Source organism: Pseudomonas sp. DL, from assembly GCF_047199225.1.
Taxonomy (GTDB): Bacteria; Pseudomonadota; Gammaproteobacteria; order Pseudomonadales; family Pseudomonadaceae; genus Pseudomonas; species Pseudomonas aeruginosa.
Genome location: NZ_CP178323.1, coordinates 2,140,958 through 2,154,292 on the forward strand (window position 1 = coordinate 2,140,958; position 13,335 = coordinate 2,154,292).

Annotated in this window: 13 protein-coding genes; 11 read left to right on the top strand and 2 right to left on the bottom strand. The window is 64.9% G+C overall.

Going from position 1 to position 13,335, the window contains the following annotated elements; all coding sequences use genetic code 11:
• Positions 1-20: 20 nt before the first annotated feature.
• Positions 21-3,194 carry a ribonuclease E gene (rne, locus tag ACI766_RS10030; protein WP_031628358.1) on the bottom strand — a complete coding sequence of 1,058 codons (3,174 nt, stop codon included), beginning with the start codon at positions 3,192-3,194 and terminating at the stop codon, positions 21-23.
• Positions 3,195-3,770: 576 nt separating this feature from the next.
• On the opposite strand from rne, the gene rluC reads away from it, so the two are divergent.
• The 3 genes from rluC to sppA are packed head-to-tail and all read left to right on the top strand — an operon-like array spanning position 3,771 to position 6,385.
• Positions 3,771-4,727: a 23S rRNA pseudouridine(955/2504/2580) synthase RluC gene (gene rluC, locus ACI766_RS10035; protein ID WP_003104143.1), complete on the top strand. Its 957-nt coding sequence runs from the start codon at positions 3,771-3,773 to the stop codon at positions 4,725-4,727.
• Complete coding sequence (locus ACI766_RS10040) at positions 4,720-5,412, top strand: HAD-IA family hydrolase (RefSeq protein ID WP_023104545.1); 693 nt, start codon at positions 4,720-4,722, stop codon at positions 5,410-5,412. Before rluC ends, ACI766_RS10040 begins: the two co-directional genes overlap by 8 nt.
• The gene (sppA, locus tag ACI766_RS10045; RefSeq protein WP_003091146.1) at positions 5,405-6,385 is read left to right on the top strand and encodes a signal peptide peptidase SppA; all 981 of its coding nucleotides are present in this window, start codon (positions 5,405-5,407) and stop codon (positions 6,383-6,385) included. Before ACI766_RS10040 ends, sppA begins: the two co-directional genes overlap by 8 nt.
• Before the next feature lie 82 nt (positions 6,386-6,467).
• Here sppA and ACI766_RS10050 read toward each other — a convergent pair whose 3' ends face one another.
• Positions 6,468-7,046 carry a Maf family protein gene (locus tag ACI766_RS10050; protein WP_023086059.1) on the bottom strand — a complete coding sequence of 193 codons (579 nt, stop codon included), beginning with the start codon at positions 7,044-7,046 and terminating at the stop codon, positions 6,468-6,470.
• Positions 7,047-7,155: 109 nt separating this feature from the next.
• On the opposite strand from ACI766_RS10050, the gene ACI766_RS10055 reads away from it, so the two are divergent.
• The 8 genes from ACI766_RS10055 (at position 7,156) to pabC (ending at position 13,332) form a co-directional block, all read left to right on the top strand.
• Positions 7,156-7,692, top strand: coding sequence for a YceD family protein (locus tag ACI766_RS10055; RefSeq protein WP_003091144.1), 537 nt, complete (start codon positions 7,156-7,158; stop codon positions 7,690-7,692).
• Positions 7,693-7,705: 13 nt separating this feature from the next.
• A complete protein-coding gene (gene rpmF, locus ACI766_RS10060) occupies positions 7,706-7,888 on the top strand; it encodes a 50S ribosomal protein L32 (RefSeq protein ID WP_003091143.1) in 183 nt (60 codons plus the stop codon).
• Positions 7,889-7,891: 3 nt separating this feature from the next.
• Positions 7,892-8,902, top strand: a complete 1,011-nt coding sequence (gene plsX, locus ACI766_RS10065; protein ID WP_071533934.1) for a phosphate acyltransferase PlsX — start codon at positions 7,892-7,894, stop codon at positions 8,900-8,902.
• 105 nt (positions 8,903-9,007) lie between these two features.
• A complete protein-coding gene (gene fabD, locus ACI766_RS10070; protein WP_003091139.1) occupies positions 9,008-9,946 on the top strand; it encodes an ACP S-malonyltransferase in 939 nt (312 codons plus the stop codon).
• Between the two features lie 22 nt (positions 9,947-9,968).
• Positions 9,969-10,712: a 3-oxoacyl-ACP reductase FabG gene (fabG, locus tag ACI766_RS10075; RefSeq protein WP_023087168.1), complete on the top strand. Its 744-nt coding sequence runs from the start codon at positions 9,969-9,971 to the stop codon at positions 10,710-10,712.
• A gap of 195 nt (positions 10,713-10,907) precedes the next feature.
• Positions 10,908-11,144: an acyl carrier protein gene (gene acpP / locus ACI766_RS10080; protein WP_003091135.1), complete on the top strand. Its 237-nt coding sequence runs from the start codon at positions 10,908-10,910 to the stop codon at positions 11,142-11,144.
• A gap of 128 nt (positions 11,145-11,272) precedes the next feature.
• Entirely contained in the window at positions 11,273-12,517 is a 1,245-nt protein-coding gene (fabF, locus tag ACI766_RS10085) for a beta-ketoacyl-ACP synthase II (RefSeq protein WP_003104132.1), read from the top strand.
• Positions 12,517-13,332: an aminodeoxychorismate lyase gene (pabC, locus tag ACI766_RS10090; protein WP_023122001.1), complete on the top strand. Its 816-nt coding sequence runs from the start codon at positions 12,517-12,519 to the stop codon at positions 13,330-13,332. Before fabF ends, pabC begins: the two co-directional genes overlap by 1 nt.
• The last annotated feature ends 3 nt before the right edge of the window (positions 13,333-13,335 follow it).

Here is a 13,335-nt window from a genome sequence, read left to right on the forward strand (position 1 = left end):
CCCTTTTTTCAGTCTGTCACTCAGGCATGCGGGCGCGAGGTTTCGCTTTCCTCGGTCTTTTTCGCGTGCTCCGTGTCGGTGGCGTCTTCGCCGGAAGCTTCAGGCTCGGCCTGTACCGCTTCCTGGGCTTCGTCCGCCTGGGACGGAACGTCGGCCTGGGCGATTTCTTCAGCCTGGGGTGCAGCAGGTTCCTCCTGGGCCGACGCTTCCTCGCTCGCTACAGCCGGGACCTCCTCGACGGCGGGAGCGGCCTGAGCTGCCGCTTCGGCTGCTGCTGCGGCTTCGCGTGCCAGACGCTCGGCTTCGCGTTGCAGGCGACGTTTTTCCCGTGGGTCGTTGAGGGCACGGCCGGTCGCGTTGGCCGGCACCGCCGCGATGGCCGGGGTCGGCTCCTCGGTGGTTGCGGGCTCGCTAGGGGCTGCTGCTTCGACGGGCACCGGGGCGGCAACTTCTTCGGCCGCTTCCGTTGCCGGTTGCACGGCGCTCTCGGCGTCTTCGCGGCTTTCCACGCTTTCGCTGGCGAAGGGAGCTTCTTCAGTGGCTTGCGCGACCAGCAGGGTGCTCTGGTCGGCTTCGTCCCGGACCACGCTGACGGTCACCGGCGCTTCGATGTCGGCGGTTTCGCCGGTATTGGCCTCGCTGTCCGCGCCCTGGGTTTCGACGGCTTCGCTGGTCGACGCGTCGGTCTCATCGCTTGCCGTGGTTTCGCTGGCAGCCTCGCTGGTAGTGGCCGGGGCTTGCTCCACGTTTGCTTCTACGGCTTCGCTGGCGACAGCGATACCGGCAGCGGCGGCGGCTGCGACGGTGTTCAGCGGCGCGGCGGCGTTATCGGTCGCCTCGCTGCCTTCCACCTCGCCGCTGACCTCGCGCTGGCGTTCGCGGCGGTTGCTGCGACGACGCTGGCCGCGGGAGCGGCGGCGCGGGCGCTCGCCATCGGTATCGTCCTGCTCGTCCTGCTCCAGGCTCTCGTCGTTCGGCAGCGCCTCGGCTTCCAGGGCCGCGGCGTCGCGAGCCTGGCGATCCTCGCGCGGCTGGCGCTCTTCGCGGGTCGGGCGCTCGGCGCGTTCTTCACGGCCTTCGCGGGGTTGGCGCTCTTCGCGAGCCGGGCGTTCGGCGCGCTCTTCGCGGCGGCGTTCGCTGCGTTCCTCGCGACCTTCGCGGCCTTCGCGCGGCTGGCGCTCTTCGCGAGGTGTCCGCTCGGCGCGCTCTTCACGGCCTTCGCGCGGCTGGCGCTCCTCGCGAGCCGGGCGCTCGGCGCGCTCTTCGCGGCGACGTTCGCTGCGCTCTTCGCGGTTCGGGCGTTCGGCGCGCTCTTCGCGCGGTTGACGCTCTGCGCGTTCCTCGCGGGGCTTGCGCTCTTCGTCGCGGCGATTGCCATCGCGGCCATCGCGGCGGCGGTTCTGCTGGCGGCCGTTGCGACGCTCGTCCTGGCGGGTTTGGCGCTCGGCAGCCGGCTTGCTGGTTTCAGCAGGCTTGGCGGCAGGTTGATCCTTGCCTGCGAACAGGCCGACCAGGGACTTCACCAGGCCCTGGAACAGGCTCGGCTCGGGCATCGGCTTGGCCGGCTCGACTGGTGCTTCGGTGTGTTGCGGTGCGGGCTGCTGGGGAGCGACGGTCTTGACTGCTGCTTCCTGGCGGACCAGGGTGCGGGTCGAGCTGACCGGCTGGGCTTCTTCGTGCTCGACGGTGGCCATTTCGTAGCTGGTCTGGCCGGCAACCAGTTCGGGGCTGTCATCGCGCAGACGCTGGACTTCGAAATGCGGGGTTTCCAGATGATCGTCCGGCAGGATGAAGATGCGCGCGCGGGTACGCAGTTCGATCTTGGTGATGGCGTTGCGCTTCTCGTTGAGCAGGAAGGCGGCGACCTGGAAGGGCACGCGGGCGCGGACTTCCGCGGTGCGGTCCTTCAGGGCTTCTTCCTCGATCAGGCGCAGGATGGCCAGCGACAGCGACTCGACGTCGCGGATGATACCCTGGCCGTTGCAGCGCGGGCAGACGATGCCGCTGGTCTCGCCGAGGGACGGACGCAGGCGCTGGCGGGACATTTCCAGCAGGCCGAAGCGCGAGATGCGACCGACCTGGACGCGCGCGCGGTCGGCCTCGAGGGCTTCGCGGACACGCTCTTCCACGGCGCGCTGGTTCTTCGCCGGGGTCATGTCGATGAAGTCGATGACGATCAGGCCGCCGATGTCACGCAGGCGCAGCTGGCGGGCGATTTCCTCGGCCGCTTCCAGGTTGGTCTGCAGGGCGGTTTCCTCGATGTCGCCGCCCTTGGTGGCGCGCGCCGAGTTGATGTCGATGGAAACCAGGGCCTCGGTCGGGTCGATGACGATGGAGCCGCCGGACGGCAGCTTCACTTCGCGCTGGAAAGCGGTCTCGATCTGGCTCTCGATCTGGAAGCGATTGAACAGCGGAACGCTGTCCTGGTACAGCTTCACCTTGCTGGCGTACTGCGGCATCACCTGGCGGATGAAGTTCAGGGCTTCTTCCTGGGCGTCAATGCTGTCGATCAGCACTTCGCCGATGTCCTGGCGCAGGTAGTCGCGGATGGCGCGGATGATGACGTTGCTTTCCTGGTAGATCAGGAAGGGCGCGCCACGTTCGCCGGACGCTTCCTTGATCGCGCTCCACAGTTGCAGCAGGTAGTCGAGGTCCCACTGCAGTTCCTCGGTGCTGCGGCCGAGGCCGGCGGTGCGCACGATCAGGCCCATGTCGGCCGGTGCGTTGAGGCCGTTCAGGGCCTCGCGCAGCTCGTTGCGCTCTTCGCCTTCGATACGGCGGGAGATGCCGCCGGCGCGCGGGTTGTTCGGCATCAGCACCAGGTAACGGCCGGCCAGGCTGATGAAGGTGGTCAGGGCGGCGCCCTTGTTGCCGCGCTCTTCCTTCTCGACCTGGACGATGACTTCCTGGCCTTCGCTCAGGACTTCCTTGATGTTGATCCGGCCTTCGGGGGATTTCTTGAAGTATTCGCGGGAGATTTCTTTGAGGGGGAGGAAGCCGTGGCGTTCGGCGCCGAAGTCGACGAAGGCGGCTTCGAGGCTGGGTTCGACGCGAGTGATGCGGCCTTTGTAGATGTTGGCCTTCTTCTGCTCGCGGGCGCCCGACTCGATGTCGAGGTCGAACAGGCGTTGGCCGTCGACCAGTGCAACACGCAACTCCTCGGGTTGAGTCGCGTTGATCAGCATTCTTTTCATGTAGTACCAATGGTTTCCGGGGCTACCGGAAACGGCGATCGGCACACACGACTCTCACGGTCGGTGCTCGGGCGCGTATTCAGGAATGGCGGGCCATTCCCGTGTCCAGCGGCGCTCGGCACTGGGTGCCGGTCCGCGACTACGTCTCCTGCTTCCTGTGTTTCAGAAGCACTTGAGTCAGGAGGAGGAATCGGCTGTCGGAGGCGGACGAAAAATGCGTCTGGATCAAGCTAGAAGCTACGCAGTCCAACAGCCGTACATCTCCACCCTACACATGTTCCTTAAGAATCGGGCGCCGCTCGCAGTATCCGGAGCGGGTTGGCATCTCGCGCTCACCGAAGTGGTCGCGGCTCATGTTTCAAGGCTTTGGTTTCGAGTCGTTAGCGGGTTGGAAATTTTCGTATTTCCGCTGAAACGCCTCTGTAGGACGGCCTGACGTCCGTTCAAAGTGTTTGCAGGCGAGGGGGAAATGCAGGTTGGCAATCATCCGCAGGCCAGGCCGCTTATGGCGGCTTCCCGACTATAGCAGCAATGATTAAGTGCTTCAATTGAATGAAAAATTGTTATGATGTACGGATGACTACTCCCGCCTCTCCGACCACCGGTGTCCAGCTGCTCGATGTGCCGCCGGAACTGGCTGGTCAACGTATCGACAATTTCCTTATCGCCCGTCTCAAGGGTGCGCCCAAGACCCTGATCTATCGCATCCTGCGTAAGGGCGAAGTGCGCGTGAACAAGGGGCGGATCAAGCCCGACTATCGGCTCCAGGCCGGAGACCAGGTGCGCGTGCCGCCGCTGCGCCTGGCCGAGCGTGATGAGCCGGCGCCGCTGGCGCAGGGGCTGCTGGAGCGGATGGAGGCGGCGATCGTCTACGAGGACAAGGCGCTGATCGTGGTCAACAAGCCCGCCGGGATCGCCGTGCATGGCGGCAGCGGCGTGAGCGCCGGGGTCATCGAGGTGTTTCGCCAGTTGCGCCCCGATGCCAAGGATATCGAATTGGTGCATCGTCTCGATCGCGATACCTCCGGCCTGCTGATGATCGCCAAGAAGCGCAGCATGTTGCGTCACCTGCATGAGGCCCTGCGGGGCGAGAAGATCGTCGACAAGCGCTATCACGCCCTGGTCCGTGGCCACTGGCCGGCTGGCAAGAAGAACGTGCGCGCGCCGCTGCTGAAGAACAACCTGCGTTCGGGCGAGCGGATGGTCGAGGTGAACGTCGAGGGCAAGGACGCGCTGACCGAGTTCCGGGTGCTGCGTCGCTTCGGCGATTTCGCCACCCTGGTGGAAGCGCGCCCGATCACCGGGCGGACCCACCAGATCCGCGTGCATGCCAAGCACGCCGGGCATGCCATCGCCGGCGACCCGAAGTATGGCGACGAGGATTTCTCCCGCGAGATCCGCGAGCTGGGCGGCAAGCGCCTGTTCCTGCATGCCGCGCAGTTGCGCGTGCCGCTGCCCGACGGGCAGGTGCTGGAGCTGGAGGCGCCGGTGGACGAGATGTGGCAGCGTTCGCTGGAGCGTTTGAATGACTGACTACGCGTTGCTGGTATTCGATTGGGACGGCACCCTGGTCGACTCGATCGCGCGCATCGTCGATTCGATGAAGGCAGCGGCGCGGGAAACCGCTCTGCCGGAGCGGGACGATACCCGGATCAAGGGCATCATCGGCCTCGGCTTGCCCGAGGCGATCGCTTCGCTCTATCCGGAGGTTGGCGATCCTGCTCTGGTCGAGCGTTTCCGGCGTGCCTACAGCGAGCATTACCTGGCGCAGGAGGTGCAGCCGTCGCGGTTGTTCCCCGGCGTGGCCGAAGCCATGATGCATTTTCGCGAGGCCGGGTTCCGCCTGGCGGTCGCCACCGGCAAGAGTCGGCGCGGCCTGGACCGGGTGCTGGCGGGGCATGGCTGGAGCGATTTCTTCGATATCACCCGCTGCGCCGACGAAACGGCCAGCAAGCCGGACCCGTTGATGCTCCACGAGATCCTGGCGCACTGCCGGGTCGAGCCGGGGCGGGCGCTGATGATCGGTGATTCGCCGTTCGACCTGGAAATGGCGCGACGGGCGGGGATGGATTCGGTTGCGGTGGCCTATGGCGCCCAATCGCTGGAGCAGTTGCGGCCTTATGCGCCGCGGCTGGAAGTTGAGCATTTCACCGAGTTGCGCGCCTGGTTGGGCGGTGCTCGACGTGAGGCGGTTTCAGGAGTGGTTGAGCATGTCTGACGAGTGGAAGTCGGAAACGCCGAAGGCGAATGACGACAAGAGCTGGAAGCTGCTGGAGAAGGCGGTCCTCGCCGGGGTCCAGGAGCAGCGGCGGGCGCGGCGCTGGGGGATATTCTTCAAGTCGCTGACCTTCATCTATCTCTTTGTCGTGCTGCTGGCCTTCAGTCCGTTCGGCAGCCTGGAGAAATCGGCCTCGCGCAGCGGTAGCCACACGGCGCTGATCGAGGTGAAGGGCATGATCGCCGACGATGAGCCGGCCAGCGCCGACAATATCGTCACGGCCCTGCGCGCGGCGTTCAAGGATGAGGGTACCAAGGGGATCGTCCTGCGGATCAACAGTCCGGGCGGCAGTCCGGTGCAGTCGGGCTATATCTATGACGAGATTCGTCGCCTGCGCGGCGAGCACCCGAACGTCAAGGTCTATGCGGTGATCAGCGACCTGGGTGCCTCCGGCGCCTACTACATCGCCAGCGCCGCCGACCAGATCTACGCCGACAAGGCCAGTCTGGTCGGTTCCATTGGCGTGACGGCGGCCAGCTTCGGTTTCGTCGGCACCATGGAGAAGCTCGGTGTCGAGCGGCGCGTCTATACCTCCGGCGAGCACAAGTCGTTCCTCGATCCTTTCCAGCCGCAAAAGCCCGAGGAGACCCAGTTCTGGCAGCAGGTGCTGGATACCACCCACAAGCAGTTCATCGACAGCGTGAAAAAAGGGCGCGGCGACCGGCTCAAGGTCGAGGGGCATCCGGAGCTGTTCTCGGGTCTGGTCTGGTCCGGCGAACAGGCATTGCAGCTCGGTTTGATCGACGGTCTGGGCAATGCCAGCTATGTGGCGCGCGAAGTGGTGAAGGAGAAGAAGATCGAGGACTACACCGTGCAGGAGTCGCCGTTCGATCGCTTCGCCAAGAAGTTCGGTGCCAGTGTGGCGGAGCGCCTCGCGCTTTGGATGGGCTGGCAGGGGCCGGTACTGCGCTGAGAGCGTTTCCCTTCCTTATATAAAGAAGCCCGGCTGAAGCCGGGCTTCTTTATATGGGAATGCCGGATATGGGAATGCCGGCTCAGGGGATTTCGACGCCTTCCTCGAGGAGCATGTCGACCAGGCGGATCAGGGGCAGTCCCACCAGGCTGGTGGCGTCCTCTCCTTCGGTGGAGCGGAACAGGCTGACGCCCAGGCCTTCCGCCTTGAAGCTGCCGGCGCAGTCCAGCGGGCGTTCCGCTTCGACGTAGCGGCGGATGCGGCTCTCGTCGAGGTGGCGGAAGTGCACGGTGAACGGCACGCATGCCACCTGGATGCGTCGGCTGGCGCTGTTGAGGAGGGCCACTCCGGTGAGGAAGGTCACGCTCTTGCCGCTGGCGTCCCGTAGCTGCTGGATGGCGCGTTCGGGGGTGTGCGGCTTGCCGAGGATGTTGCCGTCGAGTACGGCGACCTGGTCGGAGCCGATCACCAGGTGTTGCGGATAGCGTCCGGCCAGCGCTTCGGCCTTGCTGGCGGAAAGGCGGCACACCAGTTCCTCGGCACTTTCCCCGGCGCGATGGCTTTCGTCGATATCGGGGCTGGCGCTTTCGAAGGGAAGGCGCAGGCGGGTCAGGAGTTCGCGTCGGTAGGGGGAGCTGGAGGCGAGGATCAGGTCGGGCATGAGGTTCTCCATGGCGAGCGGCCGATTTTAACGAAAAGACTCGTCCTTACAGCGGTTTATGGCTAATTTCCTTTGACAGGCGCGGGGGCGTCCCTATAATGGCGCGCTTATGTTGAATGGGCCGATTCCACCTCATATCGATCCGCGCAAGTTGGTCGACCGCGGCGCCACCCTCGAGGGTGTGTACGCGCTCGCCGATATGCCGCGTGTATGCGAGCAACTGACCAGCGATGCCGGTGAGGTGCGCGTGAAGGTTTCCTTCGAGCGCGACCACCAGAAGCTGGCGGTCATGCATATGCAGCTCGATACCGAGGTGAGCATGGTATGCCAACGCTGCCTGGATGCGGCGGCCATTCCCGTGCATGGCGAATATACCTACGCCATTCTTCGGGAAGGTCAGTCCGCCGACGGTCTGCCGAAGGGGTACGATGCGCTGGAAGTGGGGGAGGAACCCCTGGACCTGCTGGCGCTGGTCGAGGACGAGCTGTTGCTCGCCTTACCCATCGTTCCGGCCCATGACCCCGAAGTATGTCAGCACCCGGCTGGATTCGTCGTCGAAGACGAGCCGGAGTCGAGCGAAGTCGAGGACAAGCGTCCTAATCCGTTCAGCGTACTGGCACAGTTGAAGCGTGACCCAAACGTTTAGGAGTTAATCAATCATGGCTGTTCAGCAGAACAAAAAGTCTCGTTCCGCTCGTGACATGCGTCGTTCCCACGATGCGCTCGAGTCCAATGCTCTGTCCGTGGAAAAGAGCACCGGTGAAGTCCACCTGCGCCACCACGTATCCCCGGACGGCTTCTATCGCGGCCGTAAGGTAGTAGACAAGGGCTCCGACGAGTAATCCTTGTCCGCACCAATCATCGCGATTGATGCAATGGGTGGGGACTTCGGTCCCCACTGCGTTGTTCCGGCCTCTATTGCCTTCCTGGCCGAGAATTCCTCTTCGCAACTGATCCTCGTCGGTCAGCCTGCCCTCCTCGAAGAACTCCTTTCCCGCTATCCGTCGCTCGACCGGCAGCGCCTGCGTGTGCATGCGGCCAGCGAAGTGATAGGTTCAGACGAACGTCCCTCCCAGGCCTTGCGTGGCAAGCCGGACGCTTCCATGCGCGTGGCGCTGGAGCTGGTCCGCGACGGCCGGGCGCACGCGTGCGTCAGCGCCGGCAATACCGGGGCGTTGATGGCGCTGTCGCGGCACCTGCTGAAGACCCTGCCCGGTATCGACCGCCCTGCGATGGTGACGGCGGTTCCGACCGAGAAGGGGCATTGTCATCTGCTCGACCTCGGCGCCAACGTGGATTGCAGTGCCGAGCATCTCTATCAGTTCGCGGTGATGGGCGCGGTGGCGGCAGAGGCCTTGGGCTGCGTCTCGCCCCGGGTCGCCCTGCTCAACGTGGGGACCGAGGAGATCAAGGGCAACCAGCAGGTCAAGCTGGCGGCGAGTCTGTTGCAGAAGGCGCAGGGGTTGAATTTCAGCGGATACATAGAGGGCGATGGCCTGTATCGCGGCGAGGCCGACGTGGTGGTCTGCGACGGTTTCGTCGGCAACATCCTGCTGAAGGCCAGCGAAGGCCTGGCTGCCATGGTGTCGGCGCGGATCGAACAGCGCTTCCGCGATGGACTGGCGGCGAAGCTGGTCGGTGCGCTGGCGTTGCCGCTGCTGCGCCGGCTGCGCGGCGATATCGCTCCGGCACGCTATAACGGCGCCAGTTTCCTCGGATTGCAGGGGATAGTGGTGAAAAGCCATGGGTCTGCCGCCGAGGAGGGTTTCCAGAGCGCCTTGCGTCGCGCGGCACTGGAAGTCCGGGAAAACCTGCCGCAACGATTGCATGGCCGTCTCGAGCATCTGCTGCTCTAATGTGTGACCGGGCGGTCCAGGCAGCCATCCAACACTCAGTTTCCTGCGCCAGTCGCGGCTGGCGCGTTATCTCCGACGAGCAAAAGACCACAAGGGACCTATTCAATGTCTGCATCCCTCGCATTCGTCTTCCCTGGCCAGGGTTCGCAATCCCTCGGCATGCTGGCCGAGCTGGGCGCCCAGCAGGCGCTGGTGCGCGATACCTTCGCCGAGGCCTCTGAGGCGCTCGGTTACGACCTTTGGGCGCTGGTCCAGAATGGTCCTGAAGAGCGCCTGAACCAGACCGACAAGACCCAGCCGGCCATCCTCACGGTTTCGATCGCGCTCTGGCGCCTCTGGCTGGCCGAGGGCGGTGCGCGCCCAGCGTTCGTCGCCGGGCACAGCCTGGGCGAATATTCCGCGCTGGTCGCGGCCGAAAGCCTGGCGTTCGCCGATGCGGTCAAGCTGGTCGAGCGTAGGGGCCAACTGATGCAGCAGGCGGTTCCGGCGGGGCAGGGCGGCATGGCCGCGATCCTTGGCCTGGAAGACGCCGATGTATTGGCGGCCTGTGCCGAGGCGGCCCAGGGCGAGGTGGTCAGCGCGGTCAACTTCAACGCGCCGGGGCAGGTAGTGATCGCCGGTGCTGCGGCTGCCGTTGAGCGTGCCATCGAGGCATGCAAGGCACGCGGCGCCAAGCGCGCGGTGGCGCTGCCAGTCAGCGTGCCGTCGCATTGCGAACTGATGCGTCCGGCCGCCGAGCAGTTCGCCGCCTCGGTCGAAAGCCTGCAGTGGCAGGCGCCGAAGATTGCGCTGGTGCAGAACGTCAGCGCCGCCGTGCCGGCTGATCTCGATACGCTGCGCCGCGACCTGCTGGCACAGCTGTACAGCCCGGTTCGCTGGGTGGAGAGCATCCAGCTGCTGGCGGAAAAGGGCGTCACCGAGCTGGTCGAGTGCGGGCCGGGCAAGGTCCTGGCAGGCCTCAACAGGCGCTGCGCGAAGGGCATCAATACCCATGGCCTGGATGGCGTCGAGGCGTTCGCCGCCACGCGCGCCGCCCTGGCCTGAGAGAGAGAAAGGAGAGAATCCCATGAGTCTGCAAGGTAAGGTCGCATTGGTAACCGGCGCCAGCCGTGGCATCGGCCAGGCGATTGCGCTGGAACTGGGGCGCCTGGGTGCCGTGGTCATCGGCACCGCGACCAGCGCGTCCGGCGCCGAGAAGATCGCCGAAACCCTCAAGGCCAATGGCGTCGAGGGTGCGGGCCTGGTCCTGGACGTTTCCAGCGACGAATCCGTAGCCACGACCCTGGAGCACATCCAGCAGCATCTCGGCCAACCGCTGATCGTGGTCAATAACGCCGGCATCACCCGCGATAATCTGCTGGTGCGCATGAAAGACGACGAGTGGTTCGATGTGGTCAACACCAACCTGAACAGTCTCTACCGTCTGTCGAAAGCCGTTCTGCGCGGTATGACCAAGGCCCGCTGGGGGCGCATCATCAACATCGGTTCCGTGGTCGGCGCCATGGGCAATGCCGGGCAAACCAACTATGCCGCGGCGAAGGCCGGCCTGGAGGGCTTCACCCGTGCGCTGGCCCGGGAAGTCGGTTCGCGTGCCATTACCGTGAATGCGGTGGCGCCGGGCTTCATCGACACCGACATGACCCGCGAGCTGCCGGAAGCCCAGCGCGAAGCGCTGCTGGGCCAGATTCCGCTGGGTCGCCTGGGGCAGGCGGAAGAGATCGCCAAGGTGGTCGGCTTCCTCGCTTCGGACGGCGCAGCCTATGTGACCGGGGCCACCGTGCCGGTCAATGGTGGGATGTACATGAGCTGAATGTGACGTTACCTTTCTCGGGTCTGTCATAAGCGCTGTCTAGAATTCGTTGCGGAATTGCAGCCGGGTTATTAGATAGAATTATCGAAGTGGCCGTGGGAAGGTGAGGCGTTCAGCTTGAAAAGCAGAAAACCCTTTCTATACACTTACCCGCAGCCCAGCTGCTCGGATTTTCCATAGGAGTGAAAACAAGGTATGAGCACCATCGAAGAACGCGTTAAGAAGATCGTCGCTGAACAACTCGGCGTGAAGGAAGAAGAAGTCACCAACAGCGCTTCCTTCGTCGAAGACCTGGGCGCCGACTCCCTTGACACCGTCGAGCTGGTGATGGCTCTGGAAGAGGAATTCGAGACCGAAATCCCTGACGAGAAAGCTGAAAAGATCACCACCGTTCAGGAAGCCATCGACTACATCGTTGCTCACCAGCAATAAGTAGTCGTCGGATTTTCCGACGTGGAAAAGCCGCACAGCCTGTAAGGGCGTGCGGCTTTTCTTTAGCGCCTTACCTACTCTGGTAGTCTGTCGGCGCAACCCCGTGAAATGAGAAAGAGGAAGTCGTAGTGTCGCGTAGACGCGTCGTCATTACTGGCATGGGCATGCTGTCGCCGCTGGGCCTGGATGTCCCGAGCAGTTGGGAAGGTATTCTCGCCGGTCGCAGCGGGATCGCCCCGATCGAGCATATGGACCTGTCCGCCTATTCCACCCGCTTCGGTGGTTCGGTCAAGGGTTTCAATGTCGAGGAATACCTGTCCGCCAAGGAAGCCCGCAAGCTCGACCTGTTCATCCAGTACGGTCTCGCCGCCAGCTTCCAGGCCGTTCGCGATTCCGGCCTGGAGGTCACCGACGCCAATCGTGAGCGTATCGGCGTATCCATGGGTTCCGGTATCGGCGGCCTGACCAATATCGAGAACAACTGCCGATCCCTGTTCGAGCAGGGGCCGCGGCGCATCTCGCCGTTCTTCGTGCCCGGTTCGATCATCAACATGGTTTCCGGCTTCTTGTCGATCCACCTGGGTCTGCAGGGGCCCAACTACGCCCTCACCACCGCCTGCACCACCGGTACCCACAGCATCGGCATGGCTGCTCGCAACATCGCCTATGGCGAGGCCGACGTGATGGTCGCCGGCGGTTCCGAAATGGCTGCCTGCGGTCTCGGCCTGGGTGGTTTCGGCGCGGCTCGCGCGCTCTCCACTCGCAACGACGAGCCGACCCGTGCCAGCCGTCCGTGGGACCGGGATCGCGACGGCTTCGTCCTGTCCGACGGTTCCGGCGCCCTGGTGCTCGAAGAACTGGAGCACGCCCGTGCCCGCGGCGCGCGGATCTATGCCGAGCTGGTTGGCTTCGGCATGAGCGGCGACGCCTTCCACATGACCGCGCCGCCGGAAGACGGCGCCGGTGCCGCCCGCTGCATGAAGAACGCGCTGCGCGATGCCGGCCTGGATCCTCGCCAGGTCGATTACATCAACGCCCATGGCACCTCCACCCCGGCCGGCGACATCGCCGAGATCGCCGCGGTGAAGAGCGTGTTCGGCGAGCATGCCCATGCGCTGTCGATGAGTTCGACCAAGTCGATGACCGGCCACCTGTTGGGTGCCGCCGGTGCGGTGGAGGCGATCTTCAGCGTGCTGGCCCTGCGCGACCAGGTTGCCCCGCCGACCATCAACCTGGACAACCCGGACGAAGGTTGCGACCTCGACCTGGTGGCCCATGAAGCCAAGCCGCGCAAGATCGACGTGGCCCTGTCGAACTCGTTCGGTTTCGGCGGGACCAACGGCACCCTGGTGTTCCGCAGGTTCGCCGACTGATGCTGGACTGGGTCGACGGCCGGCCCGCCGCCGAGCTGTCCGTGCGCGATCGCGGACTGGCCTATGGCGACGGGCTGTTCGAGACCCTGGCGGTGCGCGCCGGCACGCCGCGTCTTCTGGAGCGCCACCTGGCGCGCCTGGAAGAGGGGTGTCGGCGCCTGGCGATCCCTCTCGACACCGCGGCGTTGCGCCAGGAGTTGCTGGCGTTCTGCGCGGCGCTGGGCGACGGTGTCGCCAAGCTGATCGTCACCCGCGGCGAGGGTTTGCGTGGCTACGCGCCGCCTGCCGAGGCCTCGCCGCGGCGAATCCTCTCCGGATCGCCGCGTCCGGCCTATCCCGAGCGCCACTGGCAGCAAGGCGTGCGCCTGTTCGCCTGCCGCACGCGCCTGGCCGAGCAGCCCCTGCTGGCCGGCCTCAAGCACCTCAATCGCCTGGAGCAGGTCCTCGCCCGTGCCGAGTGGAGCGACGCCGGGCATGCCGAAGGGCTCATGCTGGACGTGCACGAGCGGGTGGTGGAGGGGGTGTTCAGCAACCTGCTGCTGGTTCTCGACGGCACCCTCGTAGCGCCTGACCTGTGGCGCTGCGGCGTCGCTGGAGTGATGCGCGCGGAATTGCTCGAGCGCGCCGAAGGAATCGGCGTCCCGCTGGCGATACGGGATGTTTCCATGGCTGAACTGGCGACGGCCGACGAGGTCTTTCTGTGCAACAGCCAGTTCGGCATCTGGCCGGTCCGGGCATTGGACGAGCACGTCTGGCCGGTCGGCAAGCTGACCCGTAAACTGCAAGACCAACTTCGCGACGACCTGGATTTCTGACTT

What these genes read in the sequence shown, in the direction of transcription:
- sppA (WP_003091146.1), top strand. Translation starts at nt 5,405, where the DNA reads ATGTCTGACGAGTGGAAGTCGGAAACGCCGAAGGCGAATGACGACAAG.
- ACI766_RS10050 (WP_023086059.1), bottom strand. Translation starts at nt 7,046, where the DNA reads ATGCCCGACCTGATCCTCGCCTCCAGCTCCCCCTACCGACGCGAACTC.
- rne (WP_031628358.1), bottom strand. Translation starts at nt 3,194, where the DNA reads ATGAAAAGAATGCTGATCAACGCGACTCAACCCGAGGAGTTGCGTGTT.
- pabC (WP_023122001.1), top strand. Translation starts at nt 12,517, where the DNA reads ATGCTGGACTGGGTCGACGGCCGGCCCGCCGCCGAGCTGTCCGTGCGC.
- acpP (WP_003091135.1), top strand. Translation starts at nt 10,908, where the DNA reads ATGAGCACCATCGAAGAACGCGTTAAGAAGATCGTCGCTGAACAACTC.
- fabD (WP_003091139.1), top strand. Translation starts at nt 9,008, where the DNA reads ATGTCTGCATCCCTCGCATTCGTCTTCCCTGGCCAGGGTTCGCAATCC.
- ACI766_RS10040 (WP_023104545.1), top strand. Translation starts at nt 4,720, where the DNA reads ATGACTGACTACGCGTTGCTGGTATTCGATTGGGACGGCACCCTGGTC.
- fabG (WP_023087168.1), top strand. Translation starts at nt 9,969, where the DNA reads ATGAGTCTGCAAGGTAAGGTCGCATTGGTAACCGGCGCCAGCCGTGGC.
- rluC (WP_003104143.1), top strand. Translation starts at nt 3,771, where the DNA reads ATGACTACTCCCGCCTCTCCGACCACCGGTGTCCAGCTGCTCGATGTG.
- rpmF (WP_003091143.1), top strand. Translation starts at nt 7,706, where the DNA reads ATGGCTGTTCAGCAGAACAAAAAGTCTCGTTCCGCTCGTGACATGCGT.
- ACI766_RS10055 (WP_003091144.1), top strand. Translation starts at nt 7,156, where the DNA reads ATGTTGAATGGGCCGATTCCACCTCATATCGATCCGCGCAAGTTGGTC.